Source organism: Sphingobium sp. B2, from assembly GCF_007693735.1.
Classification (GTDB): Bacteria; Pseudomonadota; Alphaproteobacteria; order Sphingomonadales; family Sphingomonadaceae; genus Sphingobium; species Sphingobium xenophagum.
This window is the reverse complement of sequence record NZ_VDBZ01000001.1, coordinates 54741-69972: the sequence shown is the minus strand read 5'-3', so window position 1 is coordinate 69972 and position 15232 is coordinate 54741. Positions and strand designations below refer to the sequence as shown.

The 15232-nt window shown below is 60.2% G+C and carries 14 protein-coding genes and 1 pseudogene; 6 read left to right on the top strand and 9 right to left on the bottom strand.

The window, feature by feature from the left end; translation table 11 throughout:
- Position 1: 1 nt before the first annotated feature.
- A pseudogene (locus FE851_RS00310) lies at positions 2 to 133 on the bottom strand (IS481 family transposase); the annotation flags it as partial.
- Between the two features lie 207 nt (positions 134 to 340).
- Between FE851_RS00310 and galE the strand changes: the two are divergent.
- From galE to FE851_RS00295, 3 genes are all read left to right on the top strand, one after another.
- Entirely contained in the window at positions 341 to 1360 is a 1020-nt protein-coding gene (gene galE, locus FE851_RS00305; RefSeq protein ID WP_145198915.1) for a UDP-glucose 4-epimerase GalE, read from the top strand.
- A gap of 101 nt (positions 1361 to 1461) precedes the next feature.
- The gene (locus FE851_RS00300) at positions 1462 to 2697 is read left to right on the top strand and encodes a polysaccharide pyruvyl transferase family protein (protein WP_186378721.1); all 1236 of its coding nucleotides are present in this window, start codon (positions 1462 to 1464) and stop codon (positions 2695 to 2697) included.
- A gap of 5 nt (positions 2698 to 2702) precedes the next feature.
- A complete protein-coding gene (locus FE851_RS00295; protein WP_186378720.1) occupies positions 2703 to 3716 on the top strand; it encodes a nitroreductase family protein in 1014 nt (337 codons plus the stop codon).
- Positions 3717 to 3727: 11 nt separating this feature from the next.
- On the opposite strand, the gene FE851_RS00290 is transcribed toward FE851_RS00295, so the two are convergent.
- From FE851_RS00290 to FE851_RS00270, 5 genes are all read right to left on the bottom strand, one after another.
- Positions 3728 to 4108, bottom strand: a complete 381-nt coding sequence (locus FE851_RS00290; RefSeq protein WP_145198906.1) for a c-type cytochrome — start codon at positions 4106 to 4108, stop codon at positions 3728 to 3730.
- A gap of 12 nt (positions 4109 to 4120) precedes the next feature.
- Positions 4121 to 4357, bottom strand: coding sequence for a cytochrome c-type biogenesis protein CcmH (locus tag FE851_RS00285; RefSeq protein ID WP_145198903.1), 237 nt, complete (start codon positions 4355 to 4357; stop codon positions 4121 to 4123).
- Complete coding sequence (locus FE851_RS00280) at positions 4357 to 5931, bottom strand: GMC oxidoreductase (protein WP_145198900.1); 1575 nt, start codon at positions 5929 to 5931, stop codon at positions 4357 to 4359. The genes FE851_RS00285 and FE851_RS00280 overlap by 1 nt, the downstream gene beginning before the upstream one ends.
- Positions 5928 to 6269: a hypothetical protein gene (locus FE851_RS00275; protein WP_145198898.1), complete on the bottom strand. Its 342-nt coding sequence runs from the start codon at positions 6267 to 6269 to the stop codon at positions 5928 to 5930. The genes FE851_RS00280 and FE851_RS00275 overlap by 4 nt, the downstream gene beginning before the upstream one ends.
- Positions 6270 to 6365: 96 nt before the next feature.
- Positions 6366 to 7928: a lipopolysaccharide biosynthesis protein gene (locus FE851_RS00270; protein WP_145198895.1), complete on the bottom strand. Its 1563-nt coding sequence runs from the start codon at positions 7926 to 7928 to the stop codon at positions 6366 to 6368.
- A 249-nt stretch (positions 7929 to 8177) separates the two neighbouring features.
- Here FE851_RS00270 and FE851_RS00265 point away from each other — a divergent pair, with 249 nt between their 5' ends.
- From FE851_RS00265 to FE851_RS00255, 3 genes are all read left to right on the top strand, one after another.
- The gene (locus FE851_RS00265; protein WP_186378719.1) at positions 8178 to 9386 is read left to right on the top strand and encodes a right-handed parallel beta-helix repeat-containing protein; all 1209 of its coding nucleotides are present in this window, start codon (positions 8178 to 8180) and stop codon (positions 9384 to 9386) included.
- Positions 9387 to 9478: 92 nt separating this feature from the next.
- Positions 9479 to 10426, top strand: a complete 948-nt coding sequence (locus tag FE851_RS00260; protein ID WP_145198889.1) for a glycosyltransferase family 2 protein — start codon at positions 9479 to 9481, stop codon at positions 10424 to 10426.
- 13 nt (positions 10427 to 10439) lie between these two features.
- On the top strand, positions 10440 to 11567 hold the full coding sequence (locus FE851_RS00255; RefSeq protein ID WP_145198885.1) for an acyltransferase family protein: 1128 nt from the start codon (positions 10440 to 10442) through the stop codon (positions 11565 to 11567).
- A 100-nt stretch (positions 11568 to 11667) separates the two neighbouring features.
- On the opposite strand, the gene FE851_RS00250 is transcribed toward FE851_RS00255, so the two are convergent.
- The 3 genes from FE851_RS00250 to FE851_RS00240 all read right to left on the bottom strand — a co-directional run bounded on the left by FE851_RS00250 (position 11668) and on the right by FE851_RS00240 (position 15144).
- Positions 11668 to 12765: an acyltransferase family protein gene (locus FE851_RS00250; protein WP_186378717.1), complete on the bottom strand. Its 1098-nt coding sequence runs from the start codon at positions 12763 to 12765 to the stop codon at positions 11668 to 11670.
- A 118-nt stretch (positions 12766 to 12883) separates the two neighbouring features.
- Positions 12884 to 14032, bottom strand: coding sequence for an acyltransferase family protein (locus FE851_RS00245; RefSeq protein ID WP_145198879.1), 1149 nt, complete (start codon positions 14030 to 14032; stop codon positions 12884 to 12886).
- Positions 14029 to 15144, bottom strand: a complete 1116-nt coding sequence (locus FE851_RS00240; RefSeq protein WP_145198876.1) for a glycosyltransferase family 4 protein — start codon at positions 15142 to 15144, stop codon at positions 14029 to 14031. The genes FE851_RS00245 and FE851_RS00240 overlap by 4 nt, the downstream gene beginning before the upstream one ends.
- Positions 15145 to 15232 lie beyond the last annotated feature (88 nt).

The following is a 15232-nucleotide window of genomic DNA, read 5'->3' as shown; positions in this document are numbered from 1 at the left end:
CGCGATGCAGGGATGAGCGCGTCAGGTGTGCGATCATGGCCTGCAAGGCGTAGAGGCAATCATCCAGTGGCAGCAGCGTGTGCTTGCGGAAGGCAACGATGATCGCCTCCTCTTCGATATTCAGTACAGAGGAATGAATATCGGTGGGACTAAACACCTAGCTATGACATGATGGGTCCAGCATCATTCAAGCGGCCCGGCACCATAGCTCCGGGCGGAAGGGTATGTTAGCGACGGGCACGGTATAGACTATATCCAGCACAAGTGTAGGACGATGTTTTTCCAGTCGCAAATTGGTCATGAAAGCACCGCCTTGGGTGCAATAGGGGAATGATAGAGGATGAAGACCGTATTAGTTACGGGCGGCGCCGGCTATGTCGGGTCGCATTGCTGCAAAGCCTTCGCCGCCGCCGGATGGCATGTCGTGACGCTCGACAATCTGTCACGCGGCTGGCAGTCCGCCGTCAAATGGGGACCGCTGGTTGAAGCGGACATTGCCGACAGGGTGGCCGCGGAGGCCGCGCTACGGCGCTATGCGCCCGATGTGGTGGCCCATTTCGCAGCTTATGCCTATGTCGGCGAATCGGTTGAACAGCCTGATATCTATTATCAGAATAATAGCGCTGGCACGTTGGCCCTGCTGGAGGCGATGCGGGCGACCGGCCATGGCAGATTGCTGTTTTCGAGCACCTGCGCCTCTTACGGTCATCCGGTTCGCCTGCCCATCGACGAAAGCCATCCGCAATCGCCGATCAATCCTTATGGCTGGTCCAAATTCATCATCGAACGGATGCTGGAGGACTATGCGCGAGCCTATGGCTTTGCATCGATCGCGTTGCGCTATTTCAACGCCGCGGGCTGCGATCCCGAAGGCGAGATCGGCGAGCATCATGAGCCGGAGACCCATGCCATTCCCCTCGCCATCGCGGCGGCGCTGAACGGCGGATCGTTCAAGATATTCGGAACGGATTTCGATACACGCGACGGCAGCGCCATCCGGGACTACATCCACGTCTGCGACCTGGCGGATGCGCATGTGCTGGCGGCCGAGCGGCTGTTGACGATAGCAAGCGGGGCGGACGTGTTCAACCTGGGCACGGGTCACGGAACAAGCGTGCTGGAGGTCGCGGCAGCGGTCAATCGCGCCACCAGCGACCGGCTAAAGGTGGAGCATGCTCCCCGCCGAGAAGGCGACCCGGCCCTGCTGGTCGCATCGGCCGACAAGGCGCGCGACATATTGGGCTGGACCCCGAAGCGATCACATATCGACAACATCATCGAAACGGCGCTTGCCTGGCAGGTCCAGATGTCGCGGGCCCATATCATGGCGGGATCGCCTCTAGTAGTCGGCAAGGCTTGAAGTAGAAGTCCGCCTGCGGCACAAGCGATGTTGACGTGCGGCATGAGCGGTTCGATTTAAGTCCGTTCTCCTCGACCGATCCCAATTTAATGAGGTGTTCCGTGAATACGGTGATGGTGCAGTTTTTCCAGAGCCTCGACAATTACGGCACGGGCATGATGGGACTGGTGACACTGGACCGTCTCCAGCGCGCGCTGGGCGAACCGATCACCGTTGAATGCGATTTCTTCGCGTCGACCGACATGACCGAAATTCAGGACGAACTGGGCGTCGGCGAGGATCGGATCAAGCTGAAGCGCTATGTGCGCACTGGCACTTACACGATGAAGGATAAGCTTAAGAAACTGGTCCATCATGCCCGTGCGGGAGACGTGCGGGGGCGCGATATGGTGATCGTGCTGGGCGGGGACGACCTGTCCGAATATTATTCCCGCGACGTCTGGAAGACACTGGTCAAGCTGCGGCTATGGGCATCGCATGCGCCGATCGTGCTGTTGGGCCAGACTGCCGGACCGTTCAACCTGAAGCGCAACCGCCTCGCGACCAAGGCGCTGTTTCCCAAATTCCATATGTTTCCGCGCGACGAGTGGTGCACACAATATCTGCATGGTGAGTTCGGCCTGCGATCGTCGGTGATCCAGAGCGCGGACCTGGCCTTTTCCGATCTGCCGCGCCAGCATGACAAGGCGATCGAGCGCGAGGTGCTGACGCGCTACGGCCTGGCGCCTGACGGCTATGTCACGCTGGTTGCTTCGGCGATGCAGAAGACGGGCTATTATACGAAGGACGAGGTCGCCTATCTCGACAACTGGCGCGTGATCGCGGAGACGCTGCTGCGCTCGGACGCGATGGCGGGCCGCAAAATATGCCTGTTCGCCCACACGTTCACCGACTGGTACGGGCATGAGCCGGACTATGTCGACAAATTGCTGGCGTTGATCGACCCCGCATTGCGTGATCGGGTCGTTCCGGTGCGCGAACGTGTGCTCCAGACGCGCGCGCGCTTCATTCTGGGCAATGGCCTGCTGACGATCACCGGGCGTATGCACCCGGCGATCTCCACCTTCCAGATGGGTAAACCCGCCATCTCCCTGTCATACAGCAAGAAATATGAAGGCATCATCGGCACCATGCTGGGCCGGTCGGACCTGATCATCGAGGCGAACGACCCCGCGCTATGGGCCAACGGCGATATCGGCCGACTGGCGCTGGAGCGCGTCGATTATGTCATGGCGAACCAGGACAGGCTACGCGCCGAGATCCGCGGCGCAGTGGACCGGCAGAAGGCGATTATCGACGATACGTTCGACCGGCTGCGCAAGATCATCAAGGGCTGAAACCTATGTCCGCGTTCCGCACCTTCAAGATCCGTGCCAAAGCGCTCGTGCCCGAAGCGCCCAAACGCTGGTTCCGCACCATGCGCGACATGCTGAAATGCGGCCAGGGCTGGCTGTACGACGCCAGGCGCTATGCGCGGTATTCGGGCACCCTGCTGAAGAACGATGTCCCGTCGGCCATGAAGGCCGACGTCACCAAATATTATCATATGATCGAAAAGGGGCTGGCCCTACCCCAGCCACGGCCCGGCTTTGGCCAGCACGCCATATTGGACCTGTCCAAGAAGATGCAGCGCGCTTTCGACCGCAACGTGCTGGACCAGGAGATGCAGTTCGCCGTCGATGCTTTGGCCGGCTACCAGCAGTTCAACGAGCGGGTCGGCGTGGCATCTGCCCCCTTCGTCGGCTCCACGCTGGATGCGGCGAAGGCAAGGGGTCTGTCACCGCGGGCCGAGCCGACCCTGGCACGCGAACGGCCGGTCGGCGTCGACGCACAGGATATGCTCGCGATGATCCGGTCGCGTCATTCCGTTCGCCAGTTCGCCGACGCACCTGTACCGGACGAGGTACTGCAACAGGCCGCGATGGCGGCCCAGGCGGCACCCTGCGTGTGCAACCGTCAGGCGAGCAAGGTCTATTTCGTGCGCGATCCGGCGCTCAAGGCGCGACTGCTCGCCTGCCAAAACGGTAATCGGGGCTTTGGCGACACCGCGCCGGTGCTGGCCATCGTGACCGTCGACCTGCACGAATTCCTGGAGCCGTCGGAGCGATACCAGCCCTGGATCGACGGTGGACTATTCGCGATGAACCTGCTGCTGGGCATCCACGCCCAGGGCTATGGCGCGTGCTGCCTGAATTGGTCGGCGCTGCCCGCGCAGGACCGCAGCGTGCGCAGGATCGGCCTGATCCCGGACAATGAGAATGTGGTCATGATGATGGCCATCGGCGCGCTGCCCGACGCATTCAGCGTGGCGCGGTCCGGCCGCAAGCCGCTGGCGGAGGTCATGCGGATTGTCTGATGCCCGCGTGATCACTGGTCCTTGATATAGGCGACGACCGCGTCGGCATCCTCGGGCGACATGGGTGAAATCACCATCCGGCCTTCGGGATACATTTGCAGCGGCCCCATGACGAAGCTCTTGATCCGTTCGTCGCTCCAGGTCGACGCCGCGTCCGCCTTCATCGCATCGGAATAGGCAAAGCCGGGTGCGCTGCCGACATGACGACCGATGATGCCCTTCAGGTCCGGCCCGACCCGGTTGCCGCCCCCAATCGCGTGGCAGGCTGAACAGACGCGCTCGAAAACCCGCGCGCCCTTCTCCACCTTGGCCGATGCCGCCTTGTCAACGCCATCGCCGCCGCAGGCCGCCAGTGCGAAAGGCAGAAAAAGCATCGCTCTCTTGAACGTCATGGACGGCTTTCCTCAGTGAGTTGATGACACCACGCGCGAGCGGCGCGGCCGGAAAAGAATGATGACGGCCGCCAGCACGGAAGCGAGCGCGCAAAGAAGAAGGCCCGGCCCTGCCCACAGCAACCAGCAAACGGCCATGCCGGCCAGCCACAGGATCGACAGCAACAGCGTCGCACGATCACTCCCGCGCCACAGGAGCAGGCCGAGCGGCGGGAGGATGAGGGCCAGGAGCGCCGCCAGGATACGCATCACGCCTTCCCCAGCCCGCCGCTCAGATGTTCGGCGAGACGGACCGACAGCGCGATCAGCGTCATGGTAGGCCCGGAATAGCCGGTGGTCGGAAAGACGCTGGAGCCGCCGACATACAGATTATCCACATCATGCACCTTCAGATTGGCGTCGACCACGCCATCGCTGGGATTTTCCGACATGCGCGTGGTGCCGGTGTGATGATAATGGCCGAGCACCCGCTGCTTGAGCATGTCCATGGTGATCGACTCCACCTCGAACCGGCCCATGTTGAGCGCGCTCAATTCCCGCACGATGATGTCCTGGCCGACATTGATCGTCTTCACGTCGAGGTCCGACAACGCCCAGTGAAAGGTGACGGGACGCTGGCCCAGCTTGTCGCGTTCGGCACCGATCGTAACGCGCGAATCGCGGTTGGGCGCCTGTTCGATGCGATGTTCGAGTTGGTAGTAAAGCGGCGCGCGTTCCTGATCGAACTGGCGCAGGACCGAATTGGTCGTGCCCGGCAGGTTCGACAGCAATTTGGCCATGTCGCGGAACAGACCGAATGTAGCAGGTTTCATCATTGCCGCCGGCAGCTTGCGGGCGGCGCGAAGCTGCTCACTGTCGCGGAAGGAGACCGGGTTGAAACGGCAATAATAGTTCATGATGCCGTGCTTGCGCAGTTCCGCTTCGGTGATGCCCAGATTGGCGTTCAGGCCATAGCGTTGCAGATAAAAGCGGTCATAAGCGCGCGGAAACTTGTCTGAAGGGATCATCCGCGACGCGAAGACATGGGGATGTTCCATGAAATAACGGCCGACATGATCGTGGCGATTGCCGATCCCGCCCGGCATCCTGCTATCTGAGGACAGCAGGATGCGGGCATTCTCGATCGCATGGCAGCAGAGCGCGAACGCCTTTGCCCGGACCTGCGTGGTCTTGCCATCGGTGGTGGTGGCCAGAAGATGATCGACGCGCTTGCCGCCTTCATCCAGCTTGATCTCGACCACGTTGAGATTTTCGACCGGATGGATGTTCGGATTACCTTCGATATCCTTGCGGAACAGGGTCCGAAACCGGATGTTCTTGGCGAGCTGAAAATTCTTGGTGACAAGAACCTTGGAATGGCGGTCCATCAGCAGTTCAGGATCAAGACCCTTCGCCTTGAACTGGTCGTAAGAACTGAAGAAATTGCTCTGAATGCCCAGGATCGTGGCTGCCCTTTCAAGATAAGGCAGCAGCGCGTCATGCTGTACCGGCCAGGCGGGCAGACCTATTTCTGGCCTGCCTTCGTAATCGATCGGATCGTTGGCGCGGCAAAAGCCGCTCCAGTGATTGGTTGTGCCGCCGAAATAGCGCAGCCGGCAGGCGGCAAGATCATAATAGGGCACGCCCGTATTGGGCGCGACGTACAGCGCCTGGGTCTTGCCCTCTATCTCATAGGCGCCGGCCTCGACGAGCAGAACCGAGCGGTTGCGCGCCGCCATTTCTAGCGCCAGCGTGATGCCCGCTGCGCCAGCGCCGACGATGCACAGGTCGGCGACGGGCAATTGGGCAATGTCGGCCTGCCGGGCGTCGATGAACGCCGTCACGAAAAGCGGCCCTCGCGATGGAGCAGGTCGAGCGCGGCGGCCGCCTCCGCTTCGGACACCAATATGCCCCCGATGGTCAATGTGCGCCCCATGCGGAAATCGGCGGCGCTCGATTGTGCGAGTGCACTACCTCCCTCACGAAGCGCCCCCAAGCGAGTACGGTTGCGATCGTACAATGCCTTCGCGCCCGCACTGCCCAGGCTGTTCAGCGCATGACCAGCCAAGGCCCAGAGTGGGTCGGCCGCGCCGCCCGCAGACGCGGTGGCAACGGTCGCGGCTGGAACGCTCAATGCGAGCAGAAGGGCCGTGCGGCGATCAATCCTGCCGTCGTCGATCATCTTAGGATTATCCCGAATGTGGCCTTACGCGGCGATTACCCTGACATTGCGATGCACAAAAACGATGCAACATTCTGAAGCGGCAGGCAATGCCATTTATCGATCCGCGCGGGGCCATGTCAGCCGCGCGCCCACCCGCATGCGCAGCAGCTTGCCAACCAGCCGGCTTACCTGACCCACAACGCGCGTCTCGGCACCTTCGGGGCGACCGGCCATCATCCAGAGTAGTCCGTGCGTCCCCAGATAGACGATGGCGCAAACCCCGCCACGCACGATCAACTGGACGGCGAGCATGGGTTCGGACATCGTTTGGAACGCCGCATCGGGCAGCAGCATCGCGACGGCGGACATCATGGCGGCGCTTGCCAGGCTGCGCCAGGATGCCTGAAACGGCGCGAACAGGTTCCGCCGGGTGAGAACCGCCGCTAGCGAAAGCCCATAAAAAGACTGGAAAATGCCCGACACGGCGCGCCCCACCAGCAATCCTACCAGCCCGCCATAATAATAGCCCACCAGCATCAGCGCGGTTCGCAGGATCATGTAAAGGACCGACCGCATGGCGAGCATCCTGACCTTGCCCATGGCCATGGCGAGCGCTTCGACGCCCGCCCCCACCGTCTGAAGTGCAGACACCGGCGACATGATCTGGACAACCAGTATCGCCAGTTCCCAGCCATGGCCGAACAACAGGTAGATCAGAGGCTCGGCCACCAGCGCGAGGCCGAAGCCGATCGGCAGGGCAATTGCGAGTCCGGCCGCCTGCACCTGCACATAATTACGGCGGACCCGTTCCGGATCGTCGCCCATGATGGAAAAGGCCGGGAACATGGCACGGGTCAATGTGGGGATAACGTCGCCTGTGGCCATCGTGTTAACCTGGTTGCCGATTGAATAGGCGCCCACGGTGTTGGCGTCCAGAACCTTGCCGATGAAGAATATCTCGATCCGCAGGGCTAGTTGCAGGAAAAGATTCTGGATCAGCAGCCAGAAGCCGAAGCCCAGCATTTCGCGATGATGCTTCAGCGAAACGCCTGGCCGACCGGGTACGCGCCAATATGACAGTGCCAGGATCACGATCGCCTGCACGACCTGCCCGATAACGAGTGCCCAATAGGTCCGCAGCAGCAGCGCCAGCAAGATGGAGGCGATATTGCCTGTGAGCGCACTAAGCATCCGCCGCTGCGAATCCTTACGAAAGTCCAGATTGCGCGAATAGAGCGTAAAATAGGGATTATTGAGGCCGTTGAGAATGGTCGGAATCGTCAGGACGTAGAAAATTGCCTCCAGACCGGGCGCTTCCATGAAGCGGGCAAGGGGCGCGGCCGCGACCGCCAGCAGCCCCGCCATCGCGAAGCCGCGCAGCATGTTAAGGGTAAAGGCCGTAGCCAGGTGGGAAGCGTCCAGTTCGCGGGCACGCACCAGCGCGCTGCCGATCTGGACGTTGGTCAGCACTTCGAGGATGATCATGACTGTGGTCGCGATCGCCACCACGCCGAAATCCGCCGGCGTAAGCACGCGCGCCAATATCGCCAGCGTCACGAGTTGCAGACCGCGCATCGCCATGTTGAGCGACCAGAGGATGAGAGCGCTGTTGACGACGCGATGCCCTAGATGGGCGCCGCTTCTTTCCGTATTAAGCGGCGATGATGGATCAGTCATTCATATTCCCTGCCGCTTGCTTCACACCTGCGAAAGGCTTTACAACGCAGCATCGGACTGCGCGACAAAAATTACAGCAAGAACGGGAAACGCCGTTGCGCAGCGGCCAACGTTCATGGGAACGTCACCTTCTCGGGTCCATAACTTGATTAGAATATCGTTTCGGCCCTTTTGGGTATATAGGTGGGGCACCGGTCGCCCCTTTTCCGCTTATCCCCGCCAAGATTTAGGATTCGCATGATTGATCGCATGAACGACGGGAAGAAGAAGGGGGCTTTTTTCACCCGCCGACGCGCCACTGTCATGGTGGGTGTCACTGCCCTGCTGGCTGTCGGCGGCGCAGGGTTGGGATATGTATATTCTCGATGGGATATGCTCGGGTTTCCGGCCGCCATCGCTGCGGTTGCGAACGAACGGGGCGCCCCATCCAGGATCACCGACGCGGCGAGCCTTTCGGGTGCCGTCCGGTTCGCGCGTGATGGCGGCCGCCTGCTGCTCGAACCGGGGCGCTACGATATCGTGACGATCAAGGGCAAGAAATTCGGCAAGCCATTGGTCGTGGCATCGCGCGACCCGCAACGCCCCGCCGTGCTGACCGGATTGCGAATGTCGAACAGCAGCGGCATCATTCTCGAAGACCTGGAATTCAACGCGCCTGCCGAACAAGGCATGTTCGCCTTTACCATTCAATCCAGTTCCAACATTACCCTGCGGCGAATCGATGTGCATGGGTCGCTGGATGGCAATCCGGGCAACGATGTTTCCCCGATCATGATCCGGGGATCGCGCAACATCACAGTGTCGGACAGCGACTTTCACGAAGTGTTTCACGGCATATCCTTTCTGGGCGGGGATGGTCTGACTTTCAGCGGCAACTCCTTCCAGTTCATCCGTACGGACGGCATCCGTGGCGGGGGGGCATCCAATCTGGTCATTCGCGGCAACGTCTTCACCAATTTCAAGCCCAAGCCGAAGGATCATCCCGACGGCATCCAATTGTGGACGACCAATACGAAGGCGGCAGCACGCAATATCCTGATCGAAGCTAATCTGGTGATGCGGGGCAGTGGGGCGACGGCACAGGGAATTTTCATCCGCGACACGTTCAATCAGTTCCCGTTTGAAAATCTGGTCGTCAGGAACAATGCCGTGCTGGGCGCCATGTACAACGGACTGGCCGCAGGCGGCGTAACGGGCGGCGCTTTCGAGAATAATGTAGTGATCGGTTTTCCGGGGCAGAAGTCATGGATTCGCATCGGCATTGCCAATGATGTTCGCCTGACCGGCAACCGCGCCACCGCCTATGTGCTGTCCCCGTCGGCGCATCTTCAACAAAGCAACAACCGCACCGTCGCCATGGCGCGCGACAACGGCGCCGCTGCACTGCGAGACTGGCTGGGTCGGGGTGACAATGCACGGTTGTTGGCACGGCCGCTCAAGGCGACCGGGCTGAAATAGCCGTTCATGTTCCAGAAACCTTATAATCGACGACGGTAATTGTCCAATGGATGCCGCCAAGCTAAACCTGTTCCACCCGATCACCAGGGAGCATGATCTCGGCAATGCGCGTTTCAGTTCTGATTCCGAGCTATAATGTTGCAGATACCATTGCACGGGCCGTAGAAAGCGCGTTGGCACAAACCCTTTCGCCGTTCGAGATCCTGGTGATCGACGACGCGTCCACCGACAATACGCGCGATGTCGTGCGCGCGATCGCAGCGCGGAACGACCGCGTGAAATTATTGCCGCTGACGCGCAATGTTGGGCCGTCGGGCGCGCGCAACCATGGACTCGACGCGACGCAGGGCGAGGTCGTCGCGCTGCTGGATGCTGATGACGGCTGGAAGCCGGAGCGGCTGGAACGGCTATGCGCCATCATGCGCGAGCAAGGGGCCGACCTGGTCGCCGACAATCTGGTGCTATACGACAGCGGCCAGGAGCAGGAGGTTCGCCTCGCCCATCAGCCGGCAACGCCGCTGGCGGCGTTGGACGCGCGCTGCTATTTCGAGCATAATATCTTCAACGGCGGTTTCACTTTCGCCCTGCTCAAGCCGCTCATGCGTACCGATTTCCTGCGCGGGCACGGCATCCGCTACATGGAATCGCTGCGCTATGGCGAGGATCTTGTATTCATGGGCCAGCAATTGCTGGCCGGGGCCAAGGCTTATTTATCGGATGAGGGCCTTTATCTTTACACCATGCGTGTGGGGGAATTGAGCGGGCAGCATTCCCCCCATTCGCGGTCGCAACCCGACTTCGTCAGCGTCATCGCCGAACTGAAGAAGCTGATGCATCATGCCGACGCCCTGACCCGCGATCAGATCCAGCGATGCATCGACAGCTTCCGCGTCGCCCACAAATCCAATACGGCCCGATCGCTGCGGCGGCAGGGACGTTATCTGGGCTATATCCGCGCGATGGTCGACTATGACATCGTCCAGTTGCTGGCCCGCCAGCGCATCCGCAAGCTCAAGGCGCGGTTCAAACGATTGAGTTAGACTGTGGGGATACATGCCTGGAGATTCGAAGAACTACTATTATGGCATCGATCTCGTTCGTTTTTGCTCGGCATTTTTAGTCGCGATATTTCACATCGGTTTCGCCTGCTGGGCATCGCCCACAAGTGGCGGGCAAGCCATGCTAAGAAACGCCTATGCCATACCGGAATTGGCGGCGTTCAGTTGGTTCGGTTGGGTCGGAGTTGAAATCTTTTTCGTTATTTCCGGCTTTGTCATCAGCAGTTCGGCCGAGAACGCCACGCCTTTCTCCTTTTTCAGAAGCCGCATTTTGCGGCTTTATCCGGGCGTATGGATATGTGCCACGATAACCGCGCTGGTGTTGCTGATCAACGACCTGATCCACGGGGTTGGGCGCTATCTGTTTTCCATGGCACTGGTCCCCACCGGGCCGTTCATCGACGGCCAATATTGGACATTGGGGGTCGAGATCGTCTTCTACACGATCATATTTCTGTTCGTCGTGTCGAAGGCGATGGACCATGTCCGACTGTTGGCGGTGGTCATGGCGCTGCTCAGCTTTATGGCGCTGGCAATCATGACGGTGAGCGGGCGGTTTACTTTTCTGGAAGCCGGCATCTGGCGACTGACCCTGCTGAATTATGGCGTTTATTTCGCGCTCGGCATGTTTATCCGGCAATATTTCAGGAATGGACTGGATGGACTTTCCCTGTTTGGCGTCCTGCTTTCGCTGATCGGGTGTATTCTCGAAACGCGCCTTCACGCTACCGGCATGAGCGAGAGAGTCACGAACAGCCCGATCATCCTGGCGCAGGTTTGGCCAGTAGCGACGGCGGTGCTGGCCATCGGCATTGCGGCGATTTTCCTGTCGGTGAAATATAATAGCGTTTTCATGCGCCTGCCACCGCGATTTCTGCCGATCATCCGCGGCCTTGGTCTGGCAACATATCCGCTATACCTTATCCATTTTTCCGTCGGCATCTGGATAACGCGCGAACTGGTTGGCATTGGCTTCCCTCCCATACTCGCGCTGGGCACCACACTAGGCGCGCTCAGCATGTTCAGTTGGGTGATCGCTCTCTATGGCGAGCCGCCAATCCGGAGGACGTTACGCGCCGCGATAGCTTGGCGTATGCATGATCGCGCTGAAGCCGCAGGATAATATCAACCAGCATCGCGCATGATTCATTACAGCTTGGTGTAAGCTCCCATCGGCCAACGCGCGCCACGATTATGACAGCCGCTGGCCGCGCGCAAACCGATCAGGCCGCGGTGGGACCGGTGCGATTTTTGAGATCATCAATCCACTTGCGCGCCAGACGCGACGTCTCCTGCTCCACATGGAGATAGGATTGGTAGGCGAGTGGTATCGTGCAGATAAAGGCCAGCGGTAGGATCACGGCGAACTTCTGCACCGGCGAAAGACCGCCGAGCGGCAGAAAAGTGACCAGTCCCTTGATCACCAAGAAGTGCAGCAAATAGGCCGAATAGCTGATGCGGCCCAGCAAGATGGTCGCGCGGTTGACGATGGCCGGCCAGGGAACCAGCGCCAGCCCCGAGGCGAGGAACAGGAATGCCAGCGCCATCTGATAATGGGGGGCTTTGGGAACCAGGCGCAAAAAGACCGCGGCCGCGCATAGCGCTGAAAAGCCTAGGAGAATGAGGCTTACAGCTCTTTTCCGGTCCAGCCCGGCCAGCACCGGTTGCAGATAGAACAGGATCATACCGAAGCCGAAACATGCCAATTGGCTGGGATAGCTGCGATAGAAATATTCCGCCTTGAGAGCCGGACTGACGCCGGGCAGCGTAAGATAGGTGACGCCCAATTTCGTGATGACCAGCCCGGCGGCCATCGCCAGGATCGTGAACGTGATCGCCTGCCGCAGATTGCGTACAAGCAGGAACCACAGCGGCACCGTGAAATAGAACATCACTTCGACGCTGATCGACCATCCGCCGGGCACCACCGAACTCATTGCTGTCGGCGAAAATATATTCGTCAGGGTCAAATGCAGGGGATAATGCCAAAGCTCCGGTCCATCGCGCCAGCCCCTTGAGCCAAGCCCGAAAAAAGCGGTGTAGAGAAAGATCCCGAGCCAATAGACGGGAACGATACGCATCAGTCTTCGGATGAAGAAATTGCGCACCGGATGATCTTCACGCTCGACAGCCCGCGAATAGGTCAGGAAAATGGTGAAGGCACTGACGACGAAAAAAAGCTCAACGCCCATGCCGCCAAGATAGGTAACCTGTCTCAGGGGACCGCTGACCTTCGTGATCGATGCTGCATGTGCCAAAATGACACCGGCGATGGCAATGCCTCGCACTGCATCAATATAATCGAACCGTCGATCTGCCATAAGTCCCCCAAACATGACTTATGATAACGACAATGCTGCAATGCGGCAAGCCAGAGAGATGATCTTTGTTTGGCTCTCGCGTTAACGATCCCGCAATGCACACATCAGGAATACATACTTACGCGGTCGCCCCACCGGGCTGGACATAGTGGAAACGCGTCTTCTTTTTCATGAAAGGCCGCTCGACGAAATGCCAGGAGGCGGAACCCAATGCGATGGTCGCCCCGGAAAGTAGGAAGAAGCGCAGAGCGCCGACGGGCAGGATGGGGATACCCAGGGCCGGTCCCCACTGATAATAGGCCGCCAGCAGGAAATAGTGATAGAGATAGACGGCGTAGCTTATCTTGCCCAGGTACACGAGCGCCGGATTGGACAGCAGCCAGCCCGCTGCCCCGGTCATGCCCCGCGCCGCCGCCCAGACCAGAGCCGCCATGGGCAACAGTGCCAGCCCTTGCGTCGCGACATAGACAAAGGCGCCACTGACCGGCCAGATGAGCGTGCTCGCCAGCCCGATGGAGACGGCTATGGCAGCGATATTCATCGCCTTTGCCCGCGCCACGGTCATCCAGCCAGAATCGACTGCGAGGGCAAGAAACGCCCCCGCCGCAAGCGCATCGAACGACAGCGGCGTGGGCGCGAGAAGCCGCGCGCCGTCCTGATGCGCCAGCATCATGCCCAGCCGACCGCACAGCGCGATCAGGATCATCCCGATCAGGAACCGCACAAGGCCCCGTCGCGACAGGAACAGCACTGCCCATGGCCACAACAGATAAAATTGCTCTTCAACGCTGATCGTCCACAGATGCGCCGCCGACCATGGCGTGAACGCATCCCTGATCGTGAACAGGATGTTGGAGGCGAAGAGGAAGTGCCAGGGCAGCGTTTCGGCGAGGCCATCTATGCCGCATAGCCAGCCCAGGACGAGGACCAGATAGAGCGCGGGAACGATCCGCAGCACGCGGCGGACGTAAAAGGTCGTGAGCAACTGGCGGACACCATGCCCCTGCCGCAGCTTTGCGCTTTCCCGCAGCAGAATACCGGTGATCAGAAATCCGCTGATGACGAAGAACATGCGCACGCCGAGCGGGCCGTAAATTGCGTTCAAATCCCAGAAATGGGTGAATAGCATGCCGATGAGCGACAGGGCGCGCCACGAATCGAGTTGATTGCTGTGCCCCCGGGGCATGTCGAGCGGAGCCGCGTCATGTTGAAGCGTGGAAGAGGCGGGCAGCACCGATGCGGGAACCGGCCCGCCCGCGGACGTCATCGGCCCGTCGCCCGACGGAGCGCGATTTCCAGCCGGTCGCCCCAGGCCCGCCAGTTTAGCCTCCGTTCATAATCCTGGCGCGCGGCGTGACACAGGCGGGTATAGGCGGCTGAATCCGACCAGACGCCCAGAATCCGGTCGGCATAGGCTTCGGCGGACGACCCCGGCGGCATCAGCAGCCCGGTTTCGCCATCACGCACGATCGTGGTGACGCCGCCGGTGCTTATCCCGACCGCCGGGCGGCCGAAAGCCGCCGTTTCGCAATAGACAAGGCCGAAGGCTTCCTGCCGGCTCGGCATGAGGAAGAAAGAGGATTGAGCGAACAAATCCACGAACCGGCGATATTCCTGCGGCACCGACTTGCGCAACAGGCCGTGGACATGGACGCCATCCAGCCCTTCGGCCTCGGGCGGGCGGCACCCGACGATATGAAATTCCGCGTTGCCCGTTCGTTCCCGCAGCTTTCGCCAGATTTCCAGCACCAGCGGCCCCCCTTTTCGTTCCCAGGCATAACCCGCGAACAAGAGTCTGAGCGGCCCATCCGTCACCGGCGACTGAAAGCCGGGGTCCACCTCCAGATTGGCGCCGTAGGGCGTGGGCATCAGCCGATCGGCAGGAATCCCATAATCAGCGGCCGCCATGTCGGCACCCCATTGGGACGTCATCATCAGGATATTGTTGGGCCGATTGACCAGCGCGCGCTGCATATCATCGCCCACCCGCCGGGTCCGCGCGCTCAAGGTCCGATACTGGTCATAATAGTTGATGATCGTCCCGAACAGCGCGTCGGCGATATAGACCATCGGCCATTTGGGATTGATATAGGCCAGCTTATGCGCCGCGCCGACCGCCACGATCACGTCCGGCGCGATCGCATCGAGCTGTCGGTCGACATAACGGCTGAACGCCTTTGCGATCAAAGGTTCCCGGCTGACGAGTATGCCCGCGCGCGCAAGCGGTGCGAGGCGCGTGACAACCTTGTCCAGACGCGGCGTGTCGATGACATGCGTGTCCGTAAACCGCCCCTTTACCTCATTATGGCTATACCAGGGAACGCCGCTCCATGATGCGCGGTCGAAAGGGCTCGCGATAGATATGTATCCAATGCGCAAACTGGACTTTCCTCATGGGCTTGCTGGGGGCTATATGGCCCGGCAATTGACATGTCATCTATGACCCATGTCGAATAGACAGGCTTCG

Coding starts and splice junctions, on each gene's coding strand:
- FE851_RS00265 (WP_186378719.1), top strand. CDS start 8,178: ATGAACGACGGGAAGAAGAAGGGGGCTTTTTTCACCCGCCGACGCGCC.
- galE (WP_145198915.1), top strand. CDS start 341: ATGAAGACCGTATTAGTTACGGGCGGCGCCGGCTATGTCGGGTCGCAT.
- FE851_RS00245 (WP_145198879.1), bottom strand. CDS start 14,032: ATGACGTCCGCGGGCGGGCCGGTTCCCGCATCGGTGCTGCCCGCCTCT.
- FE851_RS00250 (WP_186378717.1), bottom strand. CDS start 12,765: ATGGCAGATCGACGGTTCGATTATATTGATGCAGTGCGAGGCATTGCC.
- FE851_RS00290 (WP_145198906.1), bottom strand. CDS start 4,108: ATGACGTTCAAGAGAGCGATGCTTTTTCTGCCTTTCGCACTGGCGGCC.
- FE851_RS00275 (WP_145198898.1), bottom strand. CDS start 6,269: ATGATCGACGACGGCAGGATTGATCGCCGCACGGCCCTTCTGCTCGCA.
- FE851_RS00270 (WP_145198895.1), bottom strand. CDS start 7,928: ATGACTGATCCATCATCGCCGCTTAATACGGAAAGAAGCGGCGCCCAT.
- FE851_RS00285 (WP_145198903.1), bottom strand. CDS start 4,357: ATGCGTATCCTGGCGGCGCTCCTGGCCCTCATCCTCCCGCCGCTCGGC.
- FE851_RS00295 (WP_186378720.1), top strand. CDS start 2,703: ATGTCCGCGTTCCGCACCTTCAAGATCCGTGCCAAAGCGCTCGTGCCC.
- FE851_RS00255 (WP_145198885.1), top strand. CDS start 10,440: ATGCCTGGAGATTCGAAGAACTACTATTATGGCATCGATCTCGTTCGT.
- FE851_RS00260 (WP_145198889.1), top strand. CDS start 9,479: ATGATCTCGGCAATGCGCGTTTCAGTTCTGATTCCGAGCTATAATGTT.